22 protein-coding genes and 1 tRNA gene are annotated in these 23,215 nt (G+C 49.2%); 6 read left to right on the top strand and 17 right to left on the bottom strand.

The window, feature by feature from the left end:
- Positions 1-72: 72 nt before the first annotated feature.
- Positions 73-1,776: a phytoene desaturase family protein gene (locus ACJJJA_RS00285; protein WP_444903430.1), complete on the bottom strand. Its 1,704-nt coding sequence runs from the start codon at positions 1,774-1,776 to the stop codon at positions 73-75.
- A gap of 154 nt (positions 1,777-1,930) precedes the next feature.
- Between ACJJJA_RS00285 and ACJJJA_RS00280 the strand changes: the two genes are divergently transcribed.
- Together ACJJJA_RS00280 and map are read left to right on the top strand one after the other, a co-directional pair.
- Positions 1,931-2,137 (top strand): ParD-like family protein, encoded by a 207-nt coding sequence (locus ACJJJA_RS00280; protein WP_152455728.1) that lies wholly within the window; start codon positions 1,931-1,933, stop codon positions 2,135-2,137.
- Positions 2,130-2,906: a type I methionyl aminopeptidase gene (gene map, locus ACJJJA_RS00275; protein ID WP_444887536.1), complete on the top strand. Its 777-nt coding sequence runs from the start codon at positions 2,130-2,132 to the stop codon at positions 2,904-2,906. The genes ACJJJA_RS00280 and map overlap by 8 nt, the downstream gene beginning before the upstream one ends.
- An 80-nt stretch (positions 2,907-2,986) precedes the next feature.
- Here map and ACJJJA_RS00270 read toward each other — a convergent pair whose 3' ends face one another.
- From ACJJJA_RS00270 to ACJJJA_RS00250, 5 genes are all read right to left on the bottom strand, one after another.
- Complete coding sequence (locus ACJJJA_RS00270; RefSeq protein ID WP_444903429.1) at positions 2,987-4,489, bottom strand: tetratricopeptide repeat protein; 1,503 nt, start codon at positions 4,487-4,489, stop codon at positions 2,987-2,989.
- A gap of 186 nt (positions 4,490-4,675) precedes the next feature.
- Positions 4,676-5,308 carry a DUF6058 family natural product biosynthesis protein gene (locus ACJJJA_RS00265; RefSeq protein WP_444903428.1) on the bottom strand — a complete coding sequence of 211 codons (633 nt, stop codon included), beginning with the start codon at positions 5,306-5,308 and terminating at the stop codon, positions 4,676-4,678.
- Between the two features lie 229 nt (positions 5,309-5,537).
- Positions 5,538-6,356 (bottom strand): prolyl hydroxylase family protein, encoded by an 819-nt coding sequence (locus ACJJJA_RS00260; RefSeq protein WP_444887533.1) that lies wholly within the window; start codon positions 6,354-6,356, stop codon positions 5,538-5,540.
- Between the two features lie 39 nt (positions 6,357-6,395).
- Positions 6,396-7,724, bottom strand: coding sequence for an aldehyde dehydrogenase family protein (locus ACJJJA_RS00255; RefSeq protein ID WP_444887532.1), 1,329 nt, complete (start codon positions 7,722-7,724; stop codon positions 6,396-6,398).
- Positions 7,725-7,751: 27 nt separating this feature from the next.
- Positions 7,752-8,678, bottom strand: a complete 927-nt coding sequence (locus ACJJJA_RS00250) for a CmcJ/NvfI family oxidoreductase (RefSeq protein WP_444887531.1) — start codon at positions 8,676-8,678, stop codon at positions 7,752-7,754.
- A gap of 16 nt (positions 8,679-8,694) precedes the next feature.
- Here ACJJJA_RS00250 and ACJJJA_RS00245 point away from each other — a divergent pair, with 16 nt between their 5' ends.
- Positions 8,695-9,711 (top strand): LysR family transcriptional regulator, encoded by a 1,017-nt coding sequence (locus ACJJJA_RS00245; RefSeq protein ID WP_444887530.1) that lies wholly within the window; start codon positions 8,695-8,697, stop codon positions 9,709-9,711.
- A gap of 289 nt (positions 9,712-10,000) precedes the next feature.
- Positions 10,001-11,338 carry a dicarboxylate/amino acid:cation symporter gene (locus ACJJJA_RS00240; protein ID WP_444887529.1) on the top strand — a complete coding sequence of 446 codons (1,338 nt, stop codon included), beginning with the start codon at positions 10,001-10,003 and terminating at the stop codon, positions 11,336-11,338.
- Between the two features lie 30 nt (positions 11,339-11,368).
- Here the strand turns inward: ACJJJA_RS00240 and ACJJJA_RS00235 are convergent, their stop codons facing one another.
- From ACJJJA_RS00235 to ACJJJA_RS00225, 3 genes are all read right to left on the bottom strand, one after another.
- Complete coding sequence (locus ACJJJA_RS00235; protein ID WP_444903427.1) at positions 11,369-11,803, bottom strand: DUF1810 domain-containing protein; 435 nt, start codon at positions 11,801-11,803, stop codon at positions 11,369-11,371.
- A gap of 260 nt (positions 11,804-12,063) precedes the next feature.
- A complete protein-coding gene (locus ACJJJA_RS00230) occupies positions 12,064-12,489 on the bottom strand; it encodes an acyl-CoA thioesterase (protein WP_444903426.1) in 426 nt (141 codons plus the stop codon).
- 638 nt (positions 12,490-13,127) lie between these two features.
- Positions 13,128-13,643 (bottom strand): hypothetical protein, encoded by a 516-nt coding sequence (locus ACJJJA_RS00225; protein ID WP_444899523.1) that lies wholly within the window; start codon positions 13,641-13,643, stop codon positions 13,128-13,130.
- Positions 13,644-14,046: 403 nt separating this feature from the next.
- Here ACJJJA_RS00225 and ACJJJA_RS00220 point away from each other — a divergent pair, with 403 nt between their 5' ends.
- Positions 14,047-14,496 (top strand): transposase, encoded by a 450-nt coding sequence (locus tag ACJJJA_RS00220; RefSeq protein ID WP_444903425.1) that lies wholly within the window; start codon positions 14,047-14,049, stop codon positions 14,494-14,496.
- Positions 14,427-14,825 (top strand): transposase, encoded by a 399-nt coding sequence (locus ACJJJA_RS00215; RefSeq protein ID WP_252083229.1) that lies wholly within the window; start codon positions 14,427-14,429, stop codon positions 14,823-14,825. The genes ACJJJA_RS00220 and ACJJJA_RS00215 overlap by 70 nt, the downstream gene beginning before the upstream one ends.
- A gap of 476 nt (positions 14,826-15,301) precedes the next feature.
- Here ACJJJA_RS00215 and ACJJJA_RS00210 read toward each other — a convergent pair whose 3' ends face one another.
- The 8 genes from ACJJJA_RS00210 to ACJJJA_RS00175 form a co-directional block, all read right to left on the bottom strand.
- Positions 15,302-15,952: a hypothetical protein gene (locus tag ACJJJA_RS00210; RefSeq protein ID WP_444903424.1), complete on the bottom strand. Its 651-nt coding sequence runs from the start codon at positions 15,950-15,952 to the stop codon at positions 15,302-15,304.
- Positions 15,927-16,913, bottom strand: coding sequence for a histone deacetylase family protein (locus tag ACJJJA_RS00205; protein WP_444903423.1), 987 nt, complete (start codon positions 16,911-16,913; stop codon positions 15,927-15,929). The genes ACJJJA_RS00210 and ACJJJA_RS00205 overlap by 26 nt, the downstream gene beginning before the upstream one ends.
- On the bottom strand, positions 16,910-17,380 hold the full coding sequence (locus tag ACJJJA_RS00200; protein WP_444903422.1) for a hypothetical protein: 471 nt from the start codon (positions 17,378-17,380) through the stop codon (positions 16,910-16,912). The genes ACJJJA_RS00205 and ACJJJA_RS00200 overlap by 4 nt, the downstream gene beginning before the upstream one ends.
- A gap of 562 nt (positions 17,381-17,942) precedes the next feature.
- A tRNA-Phe gene (locus ACJJJA_RS00195) sits at positions 17,943-18,018 on the bottom strand.
- Positions 18,019-18,144: 126 nt separating this feature from the next.
- Positions 18,145-18,420, bottom strand: coding sequence for an oxidative damage protection protein (locus ACJJJA_RS00190; protein WP_282930759.1), 276 nt, complete (start codon positions 18,418-18,420; stop codon positions 18,145-18,147).
- 15 nt (positions 18,421-18,435) lie between these two features.
- Positions 18,436-19,521: an A/G-specific adenine glycosylase gene (gene mutY / locus ACJJJA_RS00185; protein ID WP_444903421.1), complete on the bottom strand. Its 1,086-nt coding sequence runs from the start codon at positions 19,519-19,521 to the stop codon at positions 18,436-18,438.
- Between the two features lie 558 nt (positions 19,522-20,079).
- The gene (locus ACJJJA_RS00180) at positions 20,080-20,607 is read right to left on the bottom strand and encodes a hypothetical protein (RefSeq protein ID WP_444903420.1); all 528 of its coding nucleotides are present in this window, start codon (positions 20,605-20,607) and stop codon (positions 20,080-20,082) included.
- Between the two features lie 361 nt (positions 20,608-20,968).
- On the bottom strand, positions 20,969-23,137 hold the full coding sequence (locus tag ACJJJA_RS00175; RefSeq protein WP_444903419.1) for an AsmA family protein: 2,169 nt from the start codon (positions 23,135-23,137) through the stop codon (positions 20,969-20,971).
- Positions 23,138-23,215 lie beyond the last annotated feature (78 nt).

Genomic DNA, 23,215 nt, shown 5'->3' with positions numbered 1-23,215 from the left:
TTAATAAAAACCCGGCATTGATCGCCGGGTTTTTATTATTGCAGTTGCCGAATGAGCGTTATTGCCGACAAATCAGGTGGATGCTTTGCCTAGCGCCTCACCGTTATTTGCCGGTGTTTGAAAAGGCTGCCCACTAATAACCTGGCGCATCAACTTCGCCCCCTGGCGCAAGCCGAGAATACTTTGAGCGGTTAATACCCCCGAGATCATTGCCCCGGCGACACCGCAACTCATCACATCCTGGCCGGTGAGATAGAGTCCATTGAGTCGTGTCTTGGGTCTCAGCCAACGCTGTTCAAAACGTTTGGGATCGTGGTCTAGGCCATAAATTTCACCGCGTGGATAGAAGCAGAAATAATCTGTCGACAGCGGTGTGGATAACTCGTAGTAATCGATTTGCCCGCGCAGATGGGGGAAATGCTTGTAAAGGTGCTCCAATAAGCGCTGGCTGAAGGCCTCTTTCAGGGCTTCATAGTCATCACCGCGCTTGCCCCAGGGTTTGTCATGCCACTGAGCGAACCAATCGTAATTGGCTGGTGCAACGATTTCGATAGTGGCGCGCCCAGGATAGCGCTGGGTAAAGGTGGGGTCCTTGGCCGAGGGGAAAGAGATATAGGCTAGCGGAATATCTTTGTCGCTATCCTGCAGGAAGGCCTGCATATCCTCCTCGTAGTTCTCACTGGTATAGAGCCAGTAATTGGTTTTCGGTAGTTGTAGTTCTTCGGCGGTCTTTTCCAGGCCAATATATAGGCACAGGTGAGACATAGATGGAGTGACGGTTTTCAGGTCGCGCAGGTAACCGAGGCGCTCACTGGCACTCTGGGGCAGTAATTTTTCGAAAGTATTGAATACTCCCGCTCCGGAAATCACCACGGGCGCCTCAATTTCGGTACCATCGCTCATGCGCAGGCCGCGAACTTTATTGCCATCTAACAGAATGGTTTCCACCTTGGCATAGGTAAATACATCGCCGCCACTGGCCTGAATTTGCGGAATAATGGTCTCGGAAATCTTGCTGGCACCGCCCACGGGGTAGTAACCCCCATACAAATAATGTTTGGCAATCAGGGCGTGAATAATAAAACTGCTCTGTGCCGGGGCCATGCCGTTGTCGCCCCACTGACCAGTGAGTACGGAGATCAGTTTCTCGTTGTTGGTGATTTCAGCCAACACTTCGCGGGTGGTTTTGTTCAGCCAGGATGGGTCGCGCAGTTTACGCCAAAGCCGCAGGAGTGGGCCGCACCAGCCGGGAAACAGCTTCTCCATCGCAATGCGTTGCATGGATTTGGCCACCTCGTTGAGGCGGCCCAGATAGCGCTCGATATTTTCCCGCTCGTCGGGAAAATGTTTAACCAGTTCATCGATAAACGTTTGGCGACCGGCGCGCAGATCAAACTGCTCTTCGCCGATACAAATGCGATCGTAGGTGTCGTCCATCGGCGCCCAATGCAACTTACCCCCGCTGATAAAGTCGAAAATCCGGCCTGTCATGGTCGGGTGCTCGCCCACATCGCCAATGTAGTGCACGCCGACATCCCACTCGTAGCCATTGCGGTCGTAGGCATGGGTATAGCCGCCGGCGGTGTAGTGCTGTTCCAGGACCAGTACCTTCTTACCGGTGGCACTCAGCATAGCCGCGGTAGTCAGGCCGCCGATTCCAGAGCCGATTACCAGGGCATCGTAGGGGCCGTTCAAGCGACTGGCACGGTAACGCTGGCCAATACGCAGGCGGCTGGGCTTGGGGGCACTGCGTTTCTTCTCGGTGGTTTCGGACATGGTGGCCTCATCACTATTGTTTTTATCTCTCAACCATATCGTTCAAATATTGACTATGCAACAAGTTGCATATTTTTGATCTTGCTGGTCGGCTTGTACTTCTCATGAAAAGAAATATACACTTTGTATATGAACAATATATGCGGTGTATAAAATGGGTATCGTTAAGATCTCGGATGAATTACACGATGAAATCCGTAAAGCGAGTACAACATTGGCGCGTTCTATTAACGCCCAGGCCGAGTATTGGATAAAGATCGGCATGTTAGCCGAGCTGAATCCAGAGCTCAGTTACAGTCAGTTGTGCAAGAAATTACTGCGCACCGAATCATTTACTCTGGAAGAGCTCACTCGTGAATAACATAAAAATCAAGACCGCCAGGGAACAGGCGTTGATGCGTAACTCCGGTGAATTATTGAGCCGGGTGTTTGCCATGCTCGATGGTATTGTGAAGCCGGGTATTACTACCATGGAAATTAACGACCGAGTGGAAACGTTTATTACCCGGGAGTTGCAGGCGCGCCCGGCCAGCAAGGGGCAATACGACTATCCCTACTCTCTCAATACTTCGATTAATGAGGTGGTTTGCCACGGCATGCCACGTGAGGGGCAGGTGTTGCGCGATGGCGATATCGTCAACGTGGATATAACCCTGGAAAAGTCCGGTTATATCGCCGATTCCAGCAAGATGTATATGATCGGTAATGTGACTCCCATTGCCAAAAAATTGGTGCAGTGTTGCTACGATGCCATGTGGGCCGGTATTCACACCGTAAAACCCGGCGCTACTTTTGGTGATGTGGGCCATACGATTCAACAGTATGTTGAAAAGCGAGGGTTCAGTGTGGTGCGTGAATACTGTGGCCATGGTATTGGCCGTGAAATGCATGAAGAACCCCAGGTAATGCACTTTGGCCGAGCGGGCAGCGGAGCTGTTTTACGCGAGGGAATGACATTTACGATTGAGCCCATGATCAATCAGGGTAATCGCAAAACCAAACTCAAAAAAGACGGTTGGACCGTGGTGACCAAAGATGGCAGGCTCTCCGCGCAGTGGGAGCACACAGTGCTGGTTACGGCGGATGGATATGAAGTGCTGACTTTGCGGGAAGAGGAAAAGAAGAGTTAGAGGAGAGGCTAATTTCTTCGCTTTCATAGCACGTAGAGAGTAATTCTCTACGTGTTATACGCTTGATCTAGCGCTTGGACTCAGGATATCTGCCCTGAACTCACTCCACTGTCAGTGGAGGTTTCCTTTGCTACCCAATCGAGCAATTTTTTAGCGCGTGATCGAACCTTGTGATTGTGGGACCAGGCCAGAGTTCTCTCCAGAAATGGTTTTGCAAGCTTTGGCTTTTTAAGTTTTGCGAGGTGAAAGCCAATAGCGCTATTTATTTCAATACTATTTGGATTCTTCTGATAGGCTGCCATCATGGTTTTCAGTGCGGCAACACTTTCACCTTTGTACTGCTGAGCCATCCATTTGTATTGGTAAGCCGATAGGGAAGCCAGATTTAGCGCTATAGCCATATCTGCATAATGCACCGTTTTGGTATAGCTCCCCTCATCCCATTGCCGGGATTCAAGCGTATCATGTAAGCTATATAAATGGTAAACAGATAGATTCGTTGCCGCTGTATGATTCAAATCAGATATTTCTGATAATTCCTGAAGTAAAGCCTGTGCCGCAGCCTCCTGCTGATTGTGCATTAATAGATTCGCTTTCAGAGCGATAACTCCAGGTAACTTGGCAGCATCTTTTTTTACTTTATTCAGATAGCTTAACGCCTGATCGTATCTTTCTAGGTCAACCGCTCGCTCCGCCAATAATAGGGATTTTTCATTATGGTTCAGTTTGCGCTTTTCGATTTTAAAGGCGTTTTTGGTCAGATTAACCTTGTAGCCCGACAGACGCCGTTCCTTCAGGTAACGAGTTAATGCGATATCTAAATCTTCCACTCGGATATCATAATGCTGGCTAAAGAGATCTAGTGGATCTCCACCATTATTGATATCTGCCAGGTATTTTTTGGTTTTTTCATGGTATGCATTTTCTCTGGCATCTTCGCTGAAAAATAAATAGTGTAATAATAACCATGCACTGGCGTAATACTGACTGCTATGTTTCCAACCCTTTCTACTGTAATCCGGTTGAAGAATTTCCCTGGCTTTCAAGGGTCCCTCTTCCAAATCGTAAGCTCTCCACTCAGGGAAGTTGCCGATGGTGATGGAATCCTGATCAATAGTCGCGCTGGCTAGCAACTCTGCGAAGCCTTCTGAATACCACCTGGGGTAACGCATGGAACCGCGCTCACGCATAAGATGGTGAACATATTCATGAAACATGATTGCTTGGCCGTTCAATATGCCACGTTTGTTTTCCTGGGAAAAAATTAAGGGGCCATCGATGGTATTGATGTAGAAGCCTGCGATACTTCTTTTTCCGGAGAATTTTTCAAATTCTCTAGACTTATTAAAGTGATAGACCCTAAGCCTAGAGTTTTCAGGGCGATCTTCCATGCCTGTTACCATAAGTGAGGCACTTCGAAATTTTTCCAGCTCGCGCAATAAGGCCTCAGCTTTTTTCGATGAAACATCGGAGTAGACGGTAAAGTTAGTGCTTTTATATTCCCGCCAATCTCTGGCGTAGGCTGATACCGTTAAGACGGATAGCAATAGAAAGGATATAAGGCAGTAAACTCTGCTTTTCATGGAATATCTCTAATAAAAGTGCGGAGAGGCTTGAGCCAATTAAAGGGGCGGGATTTTATAGGGGCATATACGTTTAGTACATGCCAAATCATATGGTCATTTGGTGTAGGTGTTGTCTACCCTGCTTTTCTTAGCCTATGGCGACAATATGTTTCTCAGTTTTTGACGTTGGCTTTTACAGTGTCTTTATCTGAGATTAAATTGTTGACGAATATCATGAATCAGTATTTGCCTCGAACTCTTATGCCGCTCATGGGGTGCGAAAAGGCTGCTGGCGCTCTCTAGCAGGTCAACAGCCCTCTGTAATTTTTGTAGGCCTATTCTGCTGAGATTACTCTCTTTTGTTAATTCCTTGATCACTAGAGAGGCCAGCTCTTTACGTGCTATATCCTCGGGGAGTCCGCTTTTGGTGCATAGCCCATAAGTACCATCGATAAAGTGTTTCCATTCGCTTTCGATATGTGTGGTAAGCCCCTTGTTCATTTTTATGTCAGAACAGCTATGGCCAATAGACTTTAACTGATAGATTGTATCCGTGTATCTTGTTTTAAATAAATCAAAAATCTGTTTTGGATTATTTTGTAGCCGAAGGTCTTTTAACCAGGATACATAACCTTTGGCGTAGAACTCCTGGTTATGGGATTCATTATGGGTGCCGAAGAATGAATGGCATTGCAGGCCCAGTACCATCGTGTAGGAAGCTTTAGGCATAACAAGGGCATTCTGGTAGTTTGCAAACTCTTCTTGCCTTAAACCGCTTAGCGATAGAAGCTCCTCTTTGCTATAAAAGTGACTCTGTAAATATTCTATTAATTCCATAAGTACACACCCGAATGTGCCGTTGCGATCAGATTGGCAGTGCAGCTTGACATAAAACTTACGGCAACACTTCGATGGAGGGCGTAGTATATAAGTCGGGCTATAGATTATATGCAGAGACTTTAGGGAAGCTCTAAGTAGCGATTTATTGTTATTTAAGTTCGAGACGCTTCCTTGCGGCTGAATGCTTTATTAAGGTTCTTTTAAATAAAATTGTTAACCCTGTTAATCAATCCTGAAGAAATAATATATCTGTACGAATAATATATTTTATTCCACGAGTAATTGGCGTTGAGCTGTGGATCCTATGCAAGGCGTGCATACCATGGGGGAAACACAGTACGGATCCAGCGGGGGTTCTTACATCAATATCCATCATGGAGTGCCGGCTGGGCTGTTGGTAGGGGTTATCTGCATTGACACGAAAACGTGTGGCTCCGCCGTCAAAATCTTCACTGAGTAAAACTAGAAAAGTCATTTCGCTAAAACGGTCTGGAAAACCATTAGCGACCAACTTGCCATCTATGATTCGGCTGCCCGGCCAGGCTCCATCGGTGTGAAATTGAAAGTAATCACCTTCGCCATAACGATAAAAGCGAAAACGCTGATTGAGTCCCACTGGCTCCCGCCCTTCAAAGTAGCCATTGGGGTCCTGCATAAAAGCGCTGCACCGCTGCCAGATTAGCCGTTCGGTAGTTTCATCTACTACCCAGGTAAGGCTGTCGTTATGGCGTACCTCCCTGGGCAAAGAAACGGCGGCATCTGGCAGATAACCGATATTTTCAGTGATATCGATGAGGCGCTGACATTCCTCACTGGAAAATACATTGAGTAATTGAAAAGCACCGGGCACCTCAGCAATCTCTCTGCGCTGAACCAAAGACGGGGCGCTATCTTTGAGTGAGGCTGGGTTTTCCAGTCGTGCGGCCCAGGTGGGCAGAGCAGGATGCTCCGCACCGGGTTCCCTGGCGATAATAAAGAAATCCTGCTCAAGGCTGCTGTTGGCCTCAGTTGATGGATTCATCGCAATGTCTGGAGAGCTTGGCATAATGACTTCGTCCAAAATATCTGCACTCGAGTTTTTTAATTAATGATTAATAAGGGTGAGCTGGGCAAATTGTCGGTGTCCCTCAGCCCCGCCGTGGTAGCCAAAGCCACTCTGTTTGGCACCTACCCATGGTGTTCCACCGGCACCCTGGTTAATACCAATCATGCCTGCCTGTAGTTGATTCGCGACTTCCTGAGCATCCGCTTTGCCAAATACCACGGCCCCCAAGCCGTATACAGAGTCGTTTGCTCTGTGAATCCCCTCTTCAATGGTGCTGAATCGGTCTATTGCGACTACCGGGCCAAAAGTTTCCTCGTCCTCAAGTTGCATACCCGGTTTGATTCCACTGATGACCGTTGGAGGAACAAAAGGAGGTTTGGGGGATTTTTCTCCCAGCAAAAGCGTTGCGCCCTTCTCTATGGCGTCATGAATATGCTGAACCACTTTTTGATGCTGACGGGGATTGACCAATGGACCTATATCGACATCCCCTTCTGGCCAACCACCGGTGCGATAATTTTTTGCAATGGCAACCACCGCTCGCTCAAACTGGTCCGCAATGCGCTCGTCCACATAAACACGCTCGGTTGAAGTACACATTTGCCCGGCATTTTCAAAACTGGAAGCCACGGCGAATTGTGCCGCGCGGTGAATATCGGCGCTGGCCAAAACCAACATGGGATCATTGCCGCCCAACTCCATGATCAGGCGTTTTAACTTGGGAGCAGCATTGGCCATGATGGCTTGGCCGGTAGCACGGGAGCCGGTGAAAGCGACCATATTGATGTCCGCTTTGACCAGGGCTTCTCCGGTTTTCCCATCCCCATGGGCAATCTGTAATACCCCGCTGGGCAGCGACTGGTTCAGGGTTTTTACCAGTAGGTCCGCAACCAGAGGGGTTTCTTCGGAGGGTTTTAAAACCACGCTGTTGCCGGCAATCAGTGCCGGTACGATCAGGTTATTGGCCATTGCCAGGGGATAATTCCAGGGGGAAATAACCGCGACCACGCCCAACGGACGATATTGAATTTCACTATTACCCTGGCGCTGGCTGCGCAGGGCCTCACCGGAATCTCCGGCCAACCAGGGGCCACTGTGGATGGCGCCGCTAGCCTCATAGCTGGCCCGCCGCGCATCTTTACCCATCTCACGGCTGATCAGTTTTGCCAATTTCGCCTGTATGGGTTCAAGCTTTTTATAGGCTTGTTGTACAAGCTGTACACGCTGCTGAATGGATTTTTTGCCCCACTCAACCTGTGCCTGCTTGGCCTGTTGCAGCAATTTTTTTAAATCGTCTTCATAACAAATAGCGACACTGCCGACAACTTCGTTATTTAAAGGATCTATTGAGTTCAGGGTTTTATTCATGGGGTTTTGATCGATATTTCAATTTATTTAATGTTTAAACAACGCGATAGTGCGAATTTCCAGGCTGGTACGCCGGGGGACATTTTCGCTTTCCGGTAAGTCGAAGGCGCTATGGGGGCTGCCGGTAATCACATCGCTGTGTTCGCTATCAAAAACCCGCAGTAGCAACCCTTCGCCGGGGCGCATATCACTAAACCAAATCCAGCGGTGTTGAGGATTGGCGCTGATGACAGAAATCTGCCCTTCCCGTTCTGGGTAAATCAGGCGCATTTTGTGGAAATCCGCTGCTTCCACGCTGCGCAGGTCCGCCATAGCCAGGGGGGACTCTTCAACCCGATGCAGCAGCGGCAGCCACAGGTTCACAAACTTAAATCGGGGATATTCGTCCGGATTTAAGCCGTATTCCGGTAGCGTCTGCTTGAGCTGGCGCTGGGCAGACCAGGGCGTGTAATCGTTGTGCGCGATTTTTACCGGGGCGCGGCGACTGCGGCTCTGCTCAGCGATGGCGTCTGCTTTAGTCTGAGCGCGCAGCGTGTGATCGAAGGTCACAACCTGGTCCGCCCCCAAATAAGCAGCCAGCCATCGCTCAATCGCCGGATACCACTGAGTACGGATCAAGGTGTCTCGGGATTCTGGCGAAAGCACTGTGCTATTGGCTGAAGGCTTGTTGCTATCCAGCGCTTTTAAAGTGTCATCCAGCTGGTGCAGGTCGATACCGAGGCTGGGCTCTACCAGCTCAAACCCCTGTTCGTCCAAACGGAAGGTCTCCCCCGCAGCCTGCAGTTGCCTGCCGTCATGAACTGTCACCAGGTGGGGGATTACCTGATCGATCAGGCTAGCGGGGCCGGGGCCTGTATGGCGTTGGTCGTAGACCAGCTCTGCGCTGGGGTCTGCGTAGTTGATACTTGCCCGCATTAAGCCCGGTGTCGATGATTGCAGAGTCGCGCCTGGCATAGTGGGTTCCTCACTCATGAAGGTCTATGTATCGGCAATGCTAGGCTGGAGCAGATACAATGAAAATCAAGTAACGATTGTGAGTGATACAGGTTTGACTAGGGGCAACAGAGACGATCGCCTGGACCGGCTTGAACTAAAGCAACTGCGGTTGCTGCAGGCAATTCTGCGGGAGTTAAATTTATCCCGGGTGGCCGACCAGCTCGGTGTGACTCAGCAGACTGTGAGTGAACAGCTCAAGCGATTGCGGGAGATCTTTGGCGATCGCTTATTTATTCGGACCAGCAATGGAGTGGTAGCCACTCCCCTGGCAGAACGGCTGGCACCGAGGATCGATAGAGTGTTAAACGAAATCGCCTCACTGTTGCGTGGGCACGAATTTCTGCCGGCCGAGTACACTGGTATTTTTACTATCAGTGCCACCGACTTTGAACAGCGAGTGGTATTGCCGGGTCTGCTGAAAAAACTGCGTGAACAGGCCCCGGGTCTCAAAGTGGTTGTGCTCAAGCTGGAAATCGACCGCATGGCGCAGCAGCTGCAAACCGGTGAGGTAGATTTGGTCTTCAGTACACCCGGTTTTGTGCCGGACAACTGCCCGACAATGCTGCTGTATCGAGAGCACTATGTTTGCGTGTGCTGCCGGCATGCAAAAATACCCGGCCAGTTAACAGGGGAGACCCTGGCATTGGCACAGTTGGCGGCGCTACCGCAATTGGTGGTGTCTCCCTCCCGCGGAGAACTGCGTGGCATGGCCGATACCTGGTTCGAGGAGTTTGGCCTGCAGCGCAATGTGGTGTTGTCGGTTCCCTCTTTTGCCGCTGCAGCCGAATGTATTGCCTCCACCAATACCGTGGCTTTTCTGCCGTCGCGCCTGTTGCCCGATGAACGCCTGAGTACCCTGCCGATTGCCGACCAGCCCCCCGGTTTCGATGTGATCGCCGCCTGGCACAGTCGCAGCGGGCAGGACCCGCTGCATAAATGGATTAGGGAGTTATTGGCGCAGCAATTTGCTCCAGCGACGGATCATCAGTAAAAACGTGCAAGAGTATTCTTTAGCGGCCTCGCTATTAGATAAAGCATTGGTGTTGAATGTGGGTAATCAGGCCGTAGTATTTTTAGAGTGGTGAACGATCTACCCCTTGCCCTTTTCCACTAGGGACTCACGGTGTCATCTTTCTGCAACCACTCTTACCAATCATTGCCTGGGATTGCGTGATCGCCCTCACTTGATCTGACTAAAGAGTTTTGCTCAAGAGTTGCAGGATACTGGTGGCTTTCCTTTTGGGTGCCGAGTTAATGAATTTGAATCTGGTAATTCTCGTATGAATTATGGTTCCAATGTTTACCTGTTCAGGATGGTGGAATCCCTGGGCCTGTTGATGCGCACCCGCCTGTGGATGCAAATCCTGTTGGCTATGGTGCTGGGGCTCGGTATTGGCCTGCTGCTGTCGCCGGAAGGGGCTGGGCTGGTCGATGAGAATCTCAGCGTAATATTGGCCAGCTGGTTCAAGCTGCCCGGTGCCCTATTCCTGAATATGATCCAAATGGTGGTGATTCCACTGGTGGTCTCCTCCATTATCCTCGGGCTCTGTGGCAGTGGAAATGTATCCCAGCTCAAGCGGGTTGGCTTGCGTATAGCGCCCTATTTTATTGCCACCACCACAGTAGCGGTGATTATCGGCATAGTCCTGGCCCAATTTATTCAACCGGGTAACTATATCGATGAGGCCCTGCTCACGGCAGCTACTGAATTACCCGGCAGCCCACCACCACAGATGCTGGAATCCAAGCCGCTACCGGAGCGAATTGCCGAACTGATTCCGGCCAACCTGAATCAGAGCATCGCCATGCGCAATATGCTGCAGCTGGTGGTTTACGCGATTTTTACCGGAGTGGCAGTGATGTTGCTGCCGCAAAAGCAGCGTGAAACTGCAGTCTATGCCTTCGGCATAGTGCAGGAAATCGCCTTGAAAATAGTCGGTTGGGCCATGCTGTTCGCGCCGCTGGCGGTATTCGGATTATTGGCAGATATCGCCATTCGCGTGGGTTTAACCGCAATCGTGGGGATGTCTGTCTATGTAGGCACGGTTATTCTGGGGCTACTGATTCTACTGCTGTTTTATCTGTTGATTGTCGCACTGGCCACGCCAATGCGGCCTCTGAGCTTTCTGCAGCGCATCAGTGGCGTACAGCTACTGGCCTTTTCCACCTCCAGCTCCGCGGCCGTAATGCCGCTTTCAATGCGCACTGCCGAGACTTCCCTGGGAGTGAAACCTTCTATAGCCAAATTTATTGTGCCTCTTGGCGCTACGGTGAATATGGACGGCACTGCCCTCTATCAGGTAATTGCGGCGATTTTTCTCACCCAGGTTTATGGCATTGACCTCAGCACGGCACAACTGGTGGGACTTACCGTAACTACTGTGGGCGCTTCAATCGGTTCCCCAAGTACACCGGGTGTGGGGATAGTGATTCTCGCCAGTATCCTGGCTGGGATAGGTGTCCCACCAGAGGGTATTGCACTGATTCTCGGTGTGGACCGCATACTCGATATGTGCAGGACCGCCGTTAACGTCACGGGCGATCTCACCGCCTGTCTGGTGATGGATAAACTACTGGGCAGCGACAGTCTGGAAGAACCTGAAACCCAAACTGCTTAAGTGTTTTTTCGGGAGGTTTGGGGCTAGAGGTTAATGGAAGCTTTGCAGGATCTCCAGGGTACGGGGGTCCTGTTTGCCCTCATAATATTTCTCTAAAACCTGCATAAATAGATTATCAGCGCCAGCCGCAGCAAGGGCGAACAGGGTCATACTGGATCTGACCTTGATCGCATCAAGACTACCGAATATTTCCAGGGCGCTGAGATCTTGCAGGTGTAATAACTCCTGACAACACTCCCGCAATCGCGGTCCAAGTTGCGGGTGCTTCAGGTAAGCCTGCGCCTCCTCTAGACCTGTCATCCCATATCGTTGTGACGTAGCGCTGTGTCCCAGTCCCTTGAGCTGCGGAAAAATATACCAAATCCAGTGACTGCGTTTGCGCCCCTGCCGCAACTCCTGCAGGGCCTGTGCATAAGAGTCGTTTTGTGCCTGGCAGAACCGCTCCAGGTCAAAATAATCACTCATAAACATTTTTCCGTAAAAGGTCATTGATGTTTTACAGAAAGAAAAGCGTAGCATGAATATTCATGCGCGAGGTTATAGCGGCTATGTTCTGGCAGGAGTAGTAAAGTGGTAGTACTTACCCTCTAAGCAGTTGCTTTTTTGACATGTGTACTCGTGGTGATCAAACCCTTGTCTATTACGCCCTGTTTAACGGTAAAATTTTTCAGGGTCAGTTATTTGAAAGACGGGGTTAACCGTCTTTTTGAATGAAGAAATCCAATTTAATCGGTGGGCAATAAAGCCCGTATATCATCAGGTACCGGCATGGATTTCCCAGCCTGTTGGTCTACCCAAACAATCTTAGCTTCACCGGTGGTGTAGAGTTTATCGGTGTTATCCGCATCTCTGATTTCGTAATAGCTATTAAAGCTACTACGCCCGGGAGTGCCGCCATACATACTAACAGTAATGTTGGCTGGAAATACCAAAGGTAAATGAAAATTGGCCGAAGCATTGAGTAGTACTGGGCCATCTCCTTGGTTACTGCTTACCGCGCCGGAGCGTTTAATAGCCGCTAACCAGCTGCAGCGGCACTGCTCAAAGTAGGTGAAGTAGGTAGCGTTGTTGATATGTCCTAAGGCGTCCATATCACCCCAGCGTACAGCTAAGGTTTCCTGGTGTAGAAGGTTACGGGGGGCTTCACTCATTGTCATTACACTTAAATCAAAACAGTAAAGCGGTTAATTGTAATGGGCCGTCGAGGCTGTGAGTAGGTTTATATTTTATATTCTTAAGTTAATGCAAGACTGCAAGAAAACATCAATATTACTTTTGTCTCTCCTGCTTACTCCTACGTTGCGGCGGTTGACTAGTAGTAGGTGCCAGCAAAAAATAGTTACTTGCCGGGCCGCTTCCGTAAACTGGAGCCGGGAAACCCATGGGAATGTTCGCAAGAAATCACTACGCCGTATTATTGAGGCCGCCGAAATACAGTCTCCCTGTGATAACGAACACGACCAAGCTCGTTAGTATTCCATGGAATACCCAGGAGAGAATGTGAAGTCAAAGAAAGTGACTTCTTTGCAGGCGTTTAATGGTCGTGTGATAAATTATAAATGGCTCTTGTATGTAGTGGACATGTAATCTTTATAGTTTTGTATCTTTGTTATAGGGCTGAATGGTTTTTTAATTTCAGATTTACAATTTATGGCTGCTTTGAAAGTAGTAGCCTTTGAGGCGGGTGAGAGTTTTTAAATATTATTTTAGTGGGAGGTCTCACTTACATGATGCACAGGAGTTAATATCCAGTGCATCATGATTGATTTTCTAAATTATTTTTGCTGCTTTATTCGGCTTCAACGGTAATTCGTAGTGTTCCAGAAAAGGGGGCCGATGCCTGATTGGGCTCCCACTGATTTTCGGGGATAATAATAACAAAAGTGGCGTTATCATCCGCGCAGTTGGACGCTTGAAGGACATTGTTGGTGATGGCTTGTCCAGCTGGGGCCGGTTCAGGAAGTGCACCATCATTCTGGTAGACCACATCGTAACTAATTGAAGTCCCGTCAGATCCAATTAAGCTATATGTAGGGTCAGCACCATCATTTTCAAAGGTTATGCCATAAAGTGAAAAACCATTTCCGGCAACACAAAACCTGTCGTCGGCTATTGCGTCATTTCCCGGTGTGGGGTTTGAAATAGTGATTGGATCAACATTATCTATTGTGATAGTTGTATCAAATTGGAGGGTTATCAAACTGGTTGCACTATCTGTGGCTTGGGATAGCGCGGATGGAGTAAAGCCAATGGCTAATCCGGTAACTACTATGGGTGCCAGAAAATTTGCTGTAACAATTCTCATTGTGAACTCCCTTTCACATTAGATCACACAATATCTGTAAATCAATAACGACAAAACCAAATGAGAATGAGTGGTTTCTGTATTGAAATATTAGTCATGAATTTTCTGTGGAATCTTGCTGGGCGGTTATCTAATTATTTTAGAGAGATAACTACTAGTTATAGAGAGAGGTTTCTTATTTTTAGGTTGGGGCTTTGGCGGTTAAGTTGCTTTTATAAATATTCTAGTGAAGGTTGTTTTTAGGTTTCTGGATCTTTACACCTGTTGTTAGGCGGCGGTTTCAATTTTTCGGCGCCGGAAAATTTAAATCTGATAGGCTCAAGTGACCCCAATCACTAGAAGCTGTTTCATAACTTGAAATCAGTTATTCTTGCGACCTCATGGAATGATAAGACCAGTAAGTGTGAGTAGATTTAAGTCAGAATTAACCGACGCTCAGTGGAAATTGATTGAGCCTTGCCTTCCCCAGCTAAAACGTGGAAAAGGAGGTCTCAAACCCATTGATAACCGTGCATGTTTTGAAGGTATCTTGTGGATTTTGCGCTCAGGAGCACGATGGAAGAATCTCCCCCCAGCTTACCCTTCGCCGAGTACTTTCTGGAGAAGGCTCCAGTTTTGGGAAGAGCAAGGCGCTTGGTTGGAGGCTTGGAGAAAATTTCTCGGACAGCTCGATCAAAGATCCCTGCTTAATTGGGAAGAAGTCTTTTCGGATGGTAGCTTTGCTTCAGAAAAAAAAGGGGAGCAGAAGTCGGAAAAACTAAGCGAGGCAAGGGTACAAAGTGGATGGTGGTGGTCGATGGCGAAGGTATTCCATTGGGAGGCACCGTTACTTCGGCCTCACCAGCAGAAGTAAATTTATTACATCCACTACTCGATGTTACCTATGAAAATACAAAAATTCGACGACTAGTGTACGACAAGGCTGCAGATTCTGATCCACTACGCCATAGTTTGGCCCGCCGTGAAATTGACCTGATTTGCCCTCACCGTAGGAATAGAAGAAAACCTTCGAAACAAGATGGCAGAAAGCTTAGGAGATATGTGCGACGTTGGAAAGTGGAACGAACTTTTGCATGGCTAGGGAACTACCGTCGTTTAGTTGTCAGGTGGGATCGCTACTTATCTTCATACAGAGCTTTTTTCTATATTGCCTGCATGTTAATTACGCTAAAGAAGTTATGAAACAGCTTCTAGAAGATTTAATCGGTATAGTGGCGTCCCTCTCCGGTGCGCTTGCTACACACATGCATCCCAGTAATGGCAAAAAACCAGCCGCGGGATGCGGGAATCATTTGCCATAAAAGCAGTGTGGATAGCTTGGAGTCTCAACTTAAGCCAATAAGGGCCTAAGTTTTTTATTGTGTTAAAGGATGTTGTTTATTGAAAAGAATATAAACAGATACGCAATTTTTTCTGAAAGAATCCATCTTATGAATGGCGGACTAAAGAAATTCAGAGGTTCCGCACCTGCAGAAGAGGCGGTAATGTAGTTGGCAGAAGAAATTTCGAAATCTAAGAAAACCGAGTTTTATTCTTGATTGAGAGGGGCGGAGAGCTGGCAGAGAGAAAGTGCCTATCTTAATCAGTAAAGTGCCTGTCTTGGTGGGCACTTTGCTACAAACTTTATTCTTTTTGAGTATGAGGAATATAATTAGTTTTTAACCTCTTGATTTTAATATCTCATAAAGAGCCGTTATTTGTTCCTGCATCATGTGTATCCTACTTTTGAGTCCGGCCTCTTCTCTTTTTCCTCTGATGCTTAACTCCTTATCACGGTAGGACGATTTTACTAAATCCCTAAGCTCTATTTCAGCTTCTTCTTGTTTCTTTTGTAAGGCTGATATCTCTGCTAGGAGATCAGCATCTTTAGACAGCCTATCAATAGTTTTGTCTTTATTTAGGATGGTTGCTCTTTTAGAAGTTTTACAAGATTCTAGCTCGTTTTCTATAGATTTTATTTTGTAGCTTATCCCATCCATCTTTCTTTTTTCAGTAAGGCATATATTGAGCTGGCCTCCAAAAATCTCAACTTTCCCATTGCTAATTGCTAGTTCACCTTTTAGGTTCATATATGTATCTGAAAGTTTTATGTCTTTTTCTATTGTTTCAATTTTTGTTTTTAGTCTGTTATTTTCTGTTCTTATTTTATCTACTACAAATCTATCATATACAGTCAATATTCCTATTATGGCTGTTGTTGAGCAAACTATAAACGCAAAAAAATTTCTTGTGGCTTTGACCAGGTTCCAATCTTCTTTTTTGTCTCTTGCTTGGTTATTTCGTTCAGGATCCAAGTTTTCTGTGCTCATGATTTAGATTGCTTGTCGTTCTTTCTGTAGAGATTTCATGTTTTAAATATGTGCAGCTCTTAATCGCTTCAGCAGTAGCTTTGGAGCTGGCTTTTGAGTATCCGCCCCCTCCAAGTATGACGGCGGGTATAGAGCGTTTATTAAGAGTTTTTAATGTTAATCTTTCTCTCTCCGCTATATCTTCGATAGTTAGACAAAGTCCTCCCAGCTTATCATTGGCTAAGGTATCCGTGCCTGCAACTACAAAAGCTATCCGGAATTCATCGTCTAATTTCTCCAGTGCTTCTCTATATCGACTCAAATACTCAAGACCTTCTGTGCCTGGCATCAGAGGAACTGAAATATTTACACGATCACGCGTATAACCCGATGTAGGATAAATGCCGGAATTGTAGATATCTAAAATTGTTACGTTTTTATTCTCCATGAATGTGTAAGCGTTCCCATTACCGTGGTGGGCATCCGTATCGATTATCAATATTTTATCTTCTGGCTTTAGTGTTCCATCTTTTATCATTTGCTGATAGCAAATACCAATATCGTTGTAGATGCAAAATCCTTCCATATTTTGTTGCATGGCATGATGATATCCTCCGGATAGATTCCAGTAGAAGCCACCGTTACAGATTGCATTTTTTGCACCTAGCATGGTTCCAGCTACACCCCAGCGCATAGGAGAAAGTACCCTCTTATTCAGCAGGGAAAAGCTAATGAAGGGAATCTTGGGAACTTCTAGTGCCCTAAAAATAAATACGGGATCCCTCACTTTCTTTCGCATCATACTGGAAAGAAAAGAGTCTACTAAATTCATACTGATTGGTCTTGCAGGTTCAATGAAATTTATTTCAGGATTGCTTTTTAAAGCATTAAATATCTTTTTAAACTTCATTCCATCGAACGGATGCAGATAGCTTGCTAGCCCTAGTCGTATATTAAAGTTATGGCTATAAATCACATTCATACTGTTGAAGCCCTTTCTGATGCTAATTCTCGGGCAAATTGCAAAATTTGATTTGGAGTCCAAATACCTCGTCCTATAAACCTTCCAAGCCTACTATACTCTTGAGCAGATGGATAAAAACTAGGCTCCTTTCCGCACGCAACCTTTAGACACTCAGCGACAACGCTAGAACAGTTGTATCGCGCTAATTGATATCTTGGAATATTTCTTTGAAGATCTAAAATGAAATCTTCCAGCGCTTTCGTATTGGCATTTGGAATTGTCACTGTTATTGGTTGGCGATTTCCTTCCTCTCGAATATCTTCATGAAGTGCGCTTATGAATTGCCCAGGCTGGCTGGTTTTGATTTTTAAATCCTTTTTATTTGCTCCTTCTTCTGGCCAGAAGCTGACATAGTTTCCTTCAAAGGATAATGAGGCGTGCCCAACCATATTGCCATGGGGTGGCCAAACGTGAACTTTTAACAAAACGGTCTCCTTTATACCAAGTAAAAATTTATTCTTGCCCTGTCCTTCATGGGCATCTTTATCGATAGTTTTCTAATAAAAGGGGAGGGTTGGCTCTAGGCACATAATTGATCCCATATTTATGATTTCAATCGTGTTCACAACCTTTGCGGCAGATGCTTAAACCTATCATGAAGGGGTCTGAGAGAAAAACACCTTTAAAAAAGCGTAATTTTCAGTATTAGAAATTTGTCAGATTATATTTCGAACAGTGAAAGTGGTTGGCGGTCACTCCTCCCCAAGCCTGCCGATTTTTGGCGTTCTTTTAGTTGATGAAATGAGATTGGGCCGTGAGGGCCTGAGCTGGTGCGGGGTTTGGTTAAGAGTTGGATTTCACACTTTGAAGAGTTGCGAAGAGAAGTGAAAGGATATTGCACAGCCGGAAGGCTTGCGGAGTAGCAAAGAGTCAACGTGATTTTGCGTTGACACCATGTTGACACTTTGGGGGGAATTTACCGCCAAAACTTTAAGGGCGGTAGAATTAAAAAACCCGCGAAAGCGGGTGCTTGCGCGGGTTTTAATATGGTGCCCGGAGGCGGAATCGAACCACCGACACGGGGATTTTCAATCCCCTGCTCTACCGACTGAGCTATCCGGGCTTTGCGATCTTGCTGGGCTTCCCCTGCGTCGCGAGGCGCGTATTAAAGCCCTTCCCCGGGTCAGAGTCAACCCCTTGATTATAAAAAAGTTTTTTTTCTTTGCCGGGGAAGCTTCGGGGCCTTGTGTTACTGCTGTTCCGGCGGAACGTAACCGTCGGCTGCGTCGTATTCCTCGCCGCTTAAGAACTTCATCATCTGCTCGCTCAAGTAGGCGCGGCTTGAGGGTTCCATCATGTTCAGGTGCTTTTCGTTAATCAGCATGGTCTGGTGGGACATCCACTCCAGCCAGGCTTTTTTGGAAACGTTCTCGAAGATATCCATGCCTTTGGGGCCGGGGAAGGGCGGTGCATCCAGACCTTCCAATTCCTCTTGGTACTTGCGGCAGAATACGGTTCTGGACATGGACTCCTCCTGGTTTTAGTCGGCAGTGGTCGGCGTGAGCAGGGGAGCCTGCAGCGCCAGTAGTTGTTTTGCCAGCTTGACGATAGGGGCGGGTAGCCCCAGTTCCTGGGCCGCGCGGGCGCGGTTTAGTAGTCGCAGTTTATACCAGCCGGCGCCGCTCTCCGCCACCTGGGTGGAGACTTTGTCGAGCTGTACCCACAGCGGGGTAATATCCAGGTGGAAGTGGGTAAAGGTGTGGCGCAGCAGCGGTAGCGTTTGTATTTCACTGGCGCGCCAACGCTGTTGTTTGAGCCAAGCCTTGGCATCTTCTGCTTGGGGAGGGCACCAGAGGCCGCCCCAGATGCCGCTGGCGGGGCGCTGCTCTAGATAAATTTCGCCCTGGTATTCCAGCAGTAACAGGGTGGCGCTGCGCACCGGTTTTTCCTTGCGCGGTTTTTTGCCGGGGTAATCCTGCGGATTGCCTTGGGCGTGGGCCACACAGGATTTCTTTAACGGGCACTCTTCACAGCGGGGTTTGCTGCGGGTGCACAGGGTGGCACCCAGATCCATCATCACCTGGGTGTAATCGTTAACGCGTTTGTCCGGGGTGTAGGTCTCGGCCAGCTCCCACAATTGATTGGCCACGGCACTCTGTCCCGGCCAGCCTTCCACAGCGTGGAAGCGCGCCAGTACCCGTTTTACATTGCCATCCAGAATCGTCGCTCTGAGTCCCATGCTGATACTGGCGATAGCGCCTGCGGTGGAGCGGCCAATGCCGCTCAGTTCGGTGAGCGCTTCTACATCCTGTGGAAATTCCCCACCGTGTTCCTGCAACACCGTCTGTGCACATTTATGTAAATTGCGCGCGCGGGCGTAATAACCGAGCCCGCTCCAGTGGGCCAGTACCTTATCCAGCGGCGCGGTGGCGAGGCTCTCCAGGGTGGGAAAGCTCTGCATAAAGCGCTCGAAGTAGGGGATCACCGCGCTGACCTGGGTCTGCTGCAGCATGATCTCGGAAACCCACACGCGATAGGGATTGATATTCTGCTGCCAGGGCAGGTCCTTGCGCCCGTGTTTGTCGAACCATTTGAGAACGGCGTTTTGGAACTGCTTTGGGGTCATGGAGATACTGCGGGCTGATGTTTGTGATGGAAACCTTGGGCTGTGCGCGGGGTAACCTTGGTGCACTTTGCTTTGAGCCTTAGCGGCTGAAGAGATTTTTCATGGTTTCTCTCAATTCGTCGACCTTTTCTTCTACCCAATCGCCATATTTTTTCTTGGTGTTGTATTGAAGCTCTTTTTTGCACTGGGTCTTCAAGGCGACTTATGTCGGGTGTTGCCGTATCTATGTTTTCAACGTCAGCCTTGCGGTTCCGTGGTAGCGGGTCGATGCGCCAGCGGGTTACAAAGAGAGGGGCGGCCAATGGAGGGGTAATCGCGCTATCAGATCAGCATTGATCAGTTGGAACTTGAGCGGAGGAGATCACTATCTGCCCGAAGCGGAAATTGTCTCTGCTAGAAGCACCCCCGCCGGCTGTTAATAGCCTGGGGGAGCTTCCACTAGCGTGGGGATAGTGCTCGCCCTGGTGAAAATTCAGTGAGGGCAGGCCTTGCTGCCCATCTTATCTAGTTCAGGTCTAGCTCAGGCTGAGCAGCACCGTGACGATCTTCGCTTAGCGATTAGACCTGAATACCCTCTTCCGGCACATAGAAATAGCCGACAAAGTGATAATTTGTGGCAGCCATACCATAGTTATGGTTTGCCGTCTCCAGCTGCTTGGGCAGAATCACAAAACCGGGCCCGTAGTTTTTCACTCCGTGAGCGCCTGGTTTGTGCGTCCAGTAACCGGTTTCCGGGTCCCGCCGGTACCAGTGGTGATCGGTTGTGGACTTATACAGGGCAACACAGTAATAACCCTTGGTGAAAGGCGGGGGATTGTTTGCTGGGGCGTTGGCTACATAGGCCATCCCATCGCGTTTGGCGCCCTCAATCAGGCGGTCATTATCCAAGCCCGCGTCATAGCCGGAGTTGGAGCCAGGGTCTGGCTTGCCCTTGTGGGGCTTCTCGCAGTTTGCGGCCCAGGCATAGCAGTTCACGTGGTGGTTACCCCAGGCCTCCTCTGCAGGTGTGTTTTTCGCAGCGCTAGTCACCAGCTTGGTGATCACCTGTTTGGATTTATTGTCTTGCGCTCGTTGCATTAATGGCATTTGTTATTCCCTTTATATGGCCGATCAAGCTTGTACTGATCTTGGGAAAAGAAAGTGCAAGTAATAAGGAAATTGTCGCGCAATGGGAAAAAATATAAATAAAAGTAAAAGATGGCCGGGGTGATGTAGAAGCACCTGATGACAGCTCCCGGCACCGGCTAGGGGCCGAGTTAAGTAAATCGCACTAACCCCGTTCTTTAACGGTTTATTCGCACTCTATGCGCTTCGCGGTCATTGGTTGCTGCAATTTAGCGCGGTATTTTTCTAGTGGCTTTGGCGCTATGGAGAGGATTCGGAGATGGAATAGCGTGCAATATTTGGGGCGGAGATGCGCACCGGGCGAAACCCGGTGCGGCTTGCATTAACGGCCGAAAAGATTTTTTAGTTTTTCTTTTAGTTCGTCGACTTTTTCTTCCACCTTATCGCCATATTTTTTCTTAGCTTTGTATTTCAGCTCTTCGCGCACCAAGTCGTCGAGGCGGCGGCTGTCGGGTTTACAGGTTGTTGGACCCACATCGTCGAAGTCGCCTTTGCAGCGCAGTGGCAGCGGGCGGTTGCGCCAGCGTTTGTTCTTTACGGTGCAGCCATCGGCGGAGGTGCTCTCACCCACTAGAGCGAGGCCGAGGGCGAAGTCGAAATCCTGTTTCTTCAGGTCCACCTCGCCATCGCCGGTCATGGCGATATTCTCGATGCCGGCGAGAATTTCGGTCACTTTCACTTCATCCCCTTTCACCGCGATTGTGGCGCGCACATCTTGCAGGTCGGTCTGGGCGGGCCAGTTTCTCTCCGGCAGTGGAGTATTCTCGGCGTAGCTGAACAGCTGGCACATGCTCTTCTCCAGGTTGAACGGCGCTATGGACAGCTCTTTACTGGACACATTGACGGCGGCGCGCAGGTTCTGCTGCAGATCTGTGGAGGTCTTGCCCTTGGTCTGCCCGTCCCAGTTGACACTGGCTTCGCCGGCCACCTGTACTTTTTCATTGGGGAACAGCGCCTTCTGGACCTTGCCGATGTCCACACCGACAAGGCCGCCGCGCACCTGTCCCTCTGCCGTTTGGGCGCGGGCATTGAACTGGCCGTTGCTATTGAGCTGGCCGCCGTAGAGGTCGGCGCTGAGTTTTTGCAGCTGGTAGAGACCGTTATCCACGGTGAGCAGAATTTCGGGGCTGTCCAGTTGTAGGCCGGCGGCCTGTAATTGGTCCAGGGCCAGATTGATATTGGCGTTAAAGCCGCGCAGATCACTCAGAGGTAGGGGCTCGGCGGATACCTGTTGGGTACCGGCTTTGGTGGTGGCTTTCTTTTCCGTCTGTTGGGCGCTCAGGGTCTCCGCGGAAGTTGGGGTCTGGGTAGACTCCACACTCTGTGCGGTGGCTTCAGTAGAGGGCGCCTTGGTAGTTGACTCTCCACTGGTTTTTTCGCCCTGCTTACCACCTTTTTCATCGGCGGGTGGCAAATAGTTGTCCAGATTGAAAGCGCCACCGCGCAGGCTTAGATCTAACCCCGGCATCTCCGCATTGCGTAGCTGGGCGTTGCCGTTAAAGGTGGTGCCGTCGAGCTGCAGTTGCAGAGGGGTCAGGTTGATCTTTTGTTCGGTGCCTTCGATGCTGGCTTCGATACTCAGCTTTTGCAGTGCGGCGCTATCGCGGGTCACTACTTCACTGCCGGTCAGCTCCAGCCAGGGGCGCAGGGGATCGGCGCTGGCGTTTAGATTCATCTGCACGCGCCAGGGCTGGTTGCCGTTGTCGCGGCGCACATAGCCGCGTAGGTGCATCGTGGCTTTGGCGTTGTTGTCGGAGGTGAGCACCAGCTGCAGAGGTTGCAGGCGCAGGCCGTTGAGGCCTTCATCCAGGGCCAGGGTGCTATCCATTTTGAGTTTGAGCGGGTAACGTAAGTCGCTGCCTGTCACGCTGGCATCGGCGTTGAGTCGCCCAGGCTCGCCGCCGGGCACCAAGTTGTCGGCGATTATGCTCAGGTTTTCAACCTTGTAGGCCTTGCCGCTGCGGGCATCACTGTAAGAGAGCAGGCCTTTTTCAATACGCAGTTTATCCAGGCTGAGCTCAACCTGTTGCGCGGCGGGCTCTTGTGTTTCCTTGGGAATCTCCAGCTTGGGTGGCTGTTTTTTCTTTGCCTCCAGAGCCTCACTGATCAGCTCCCAATTACCGCGCCCCTCTTTGTCCACGGAGAGTTCGATCTGCGGTGCCACCAGCACGATTTCCTCGGCTTCCACGCGGCGCTGCAGCAGTGGCTTGAGGGCCACACCCACGGCGATTTTGTCGGCGCGCACCAGGGTCTCTTTCGGCAGCTGCAATGGCGCCATGGTGACATCATCTAATTGCAGCCCCAATTTGGGCCACAGCTGCCAACCGATATCGCCCTGGAGTTGCAGGGAAATGCCCTGTTTGGCGGCGAGTTTTTCCAGTTGCGGCTTGTATTGATTGATGTCGAGGCCGGCCAGCAGCCAGGCGACAGCGCCGGCGAGTAGCAGGAAAACGACCAACAGAGCGATAAATGTGCGCTTGATCCAGGCCATGGAGTGGATTGTCCCTGTGTTTTTTTAGAAGGTACGTCGAGCGTGTAGTAATACTTCAGACGCCGCGGTGGGGGTTGA

It is taken from the genome of Microbulbifer mixtoriginis (SeqCode) (assembly GCF_052466865.1).
This window is presented reverse-complemented; position numbering and strand designations above follow the sequence as displayed.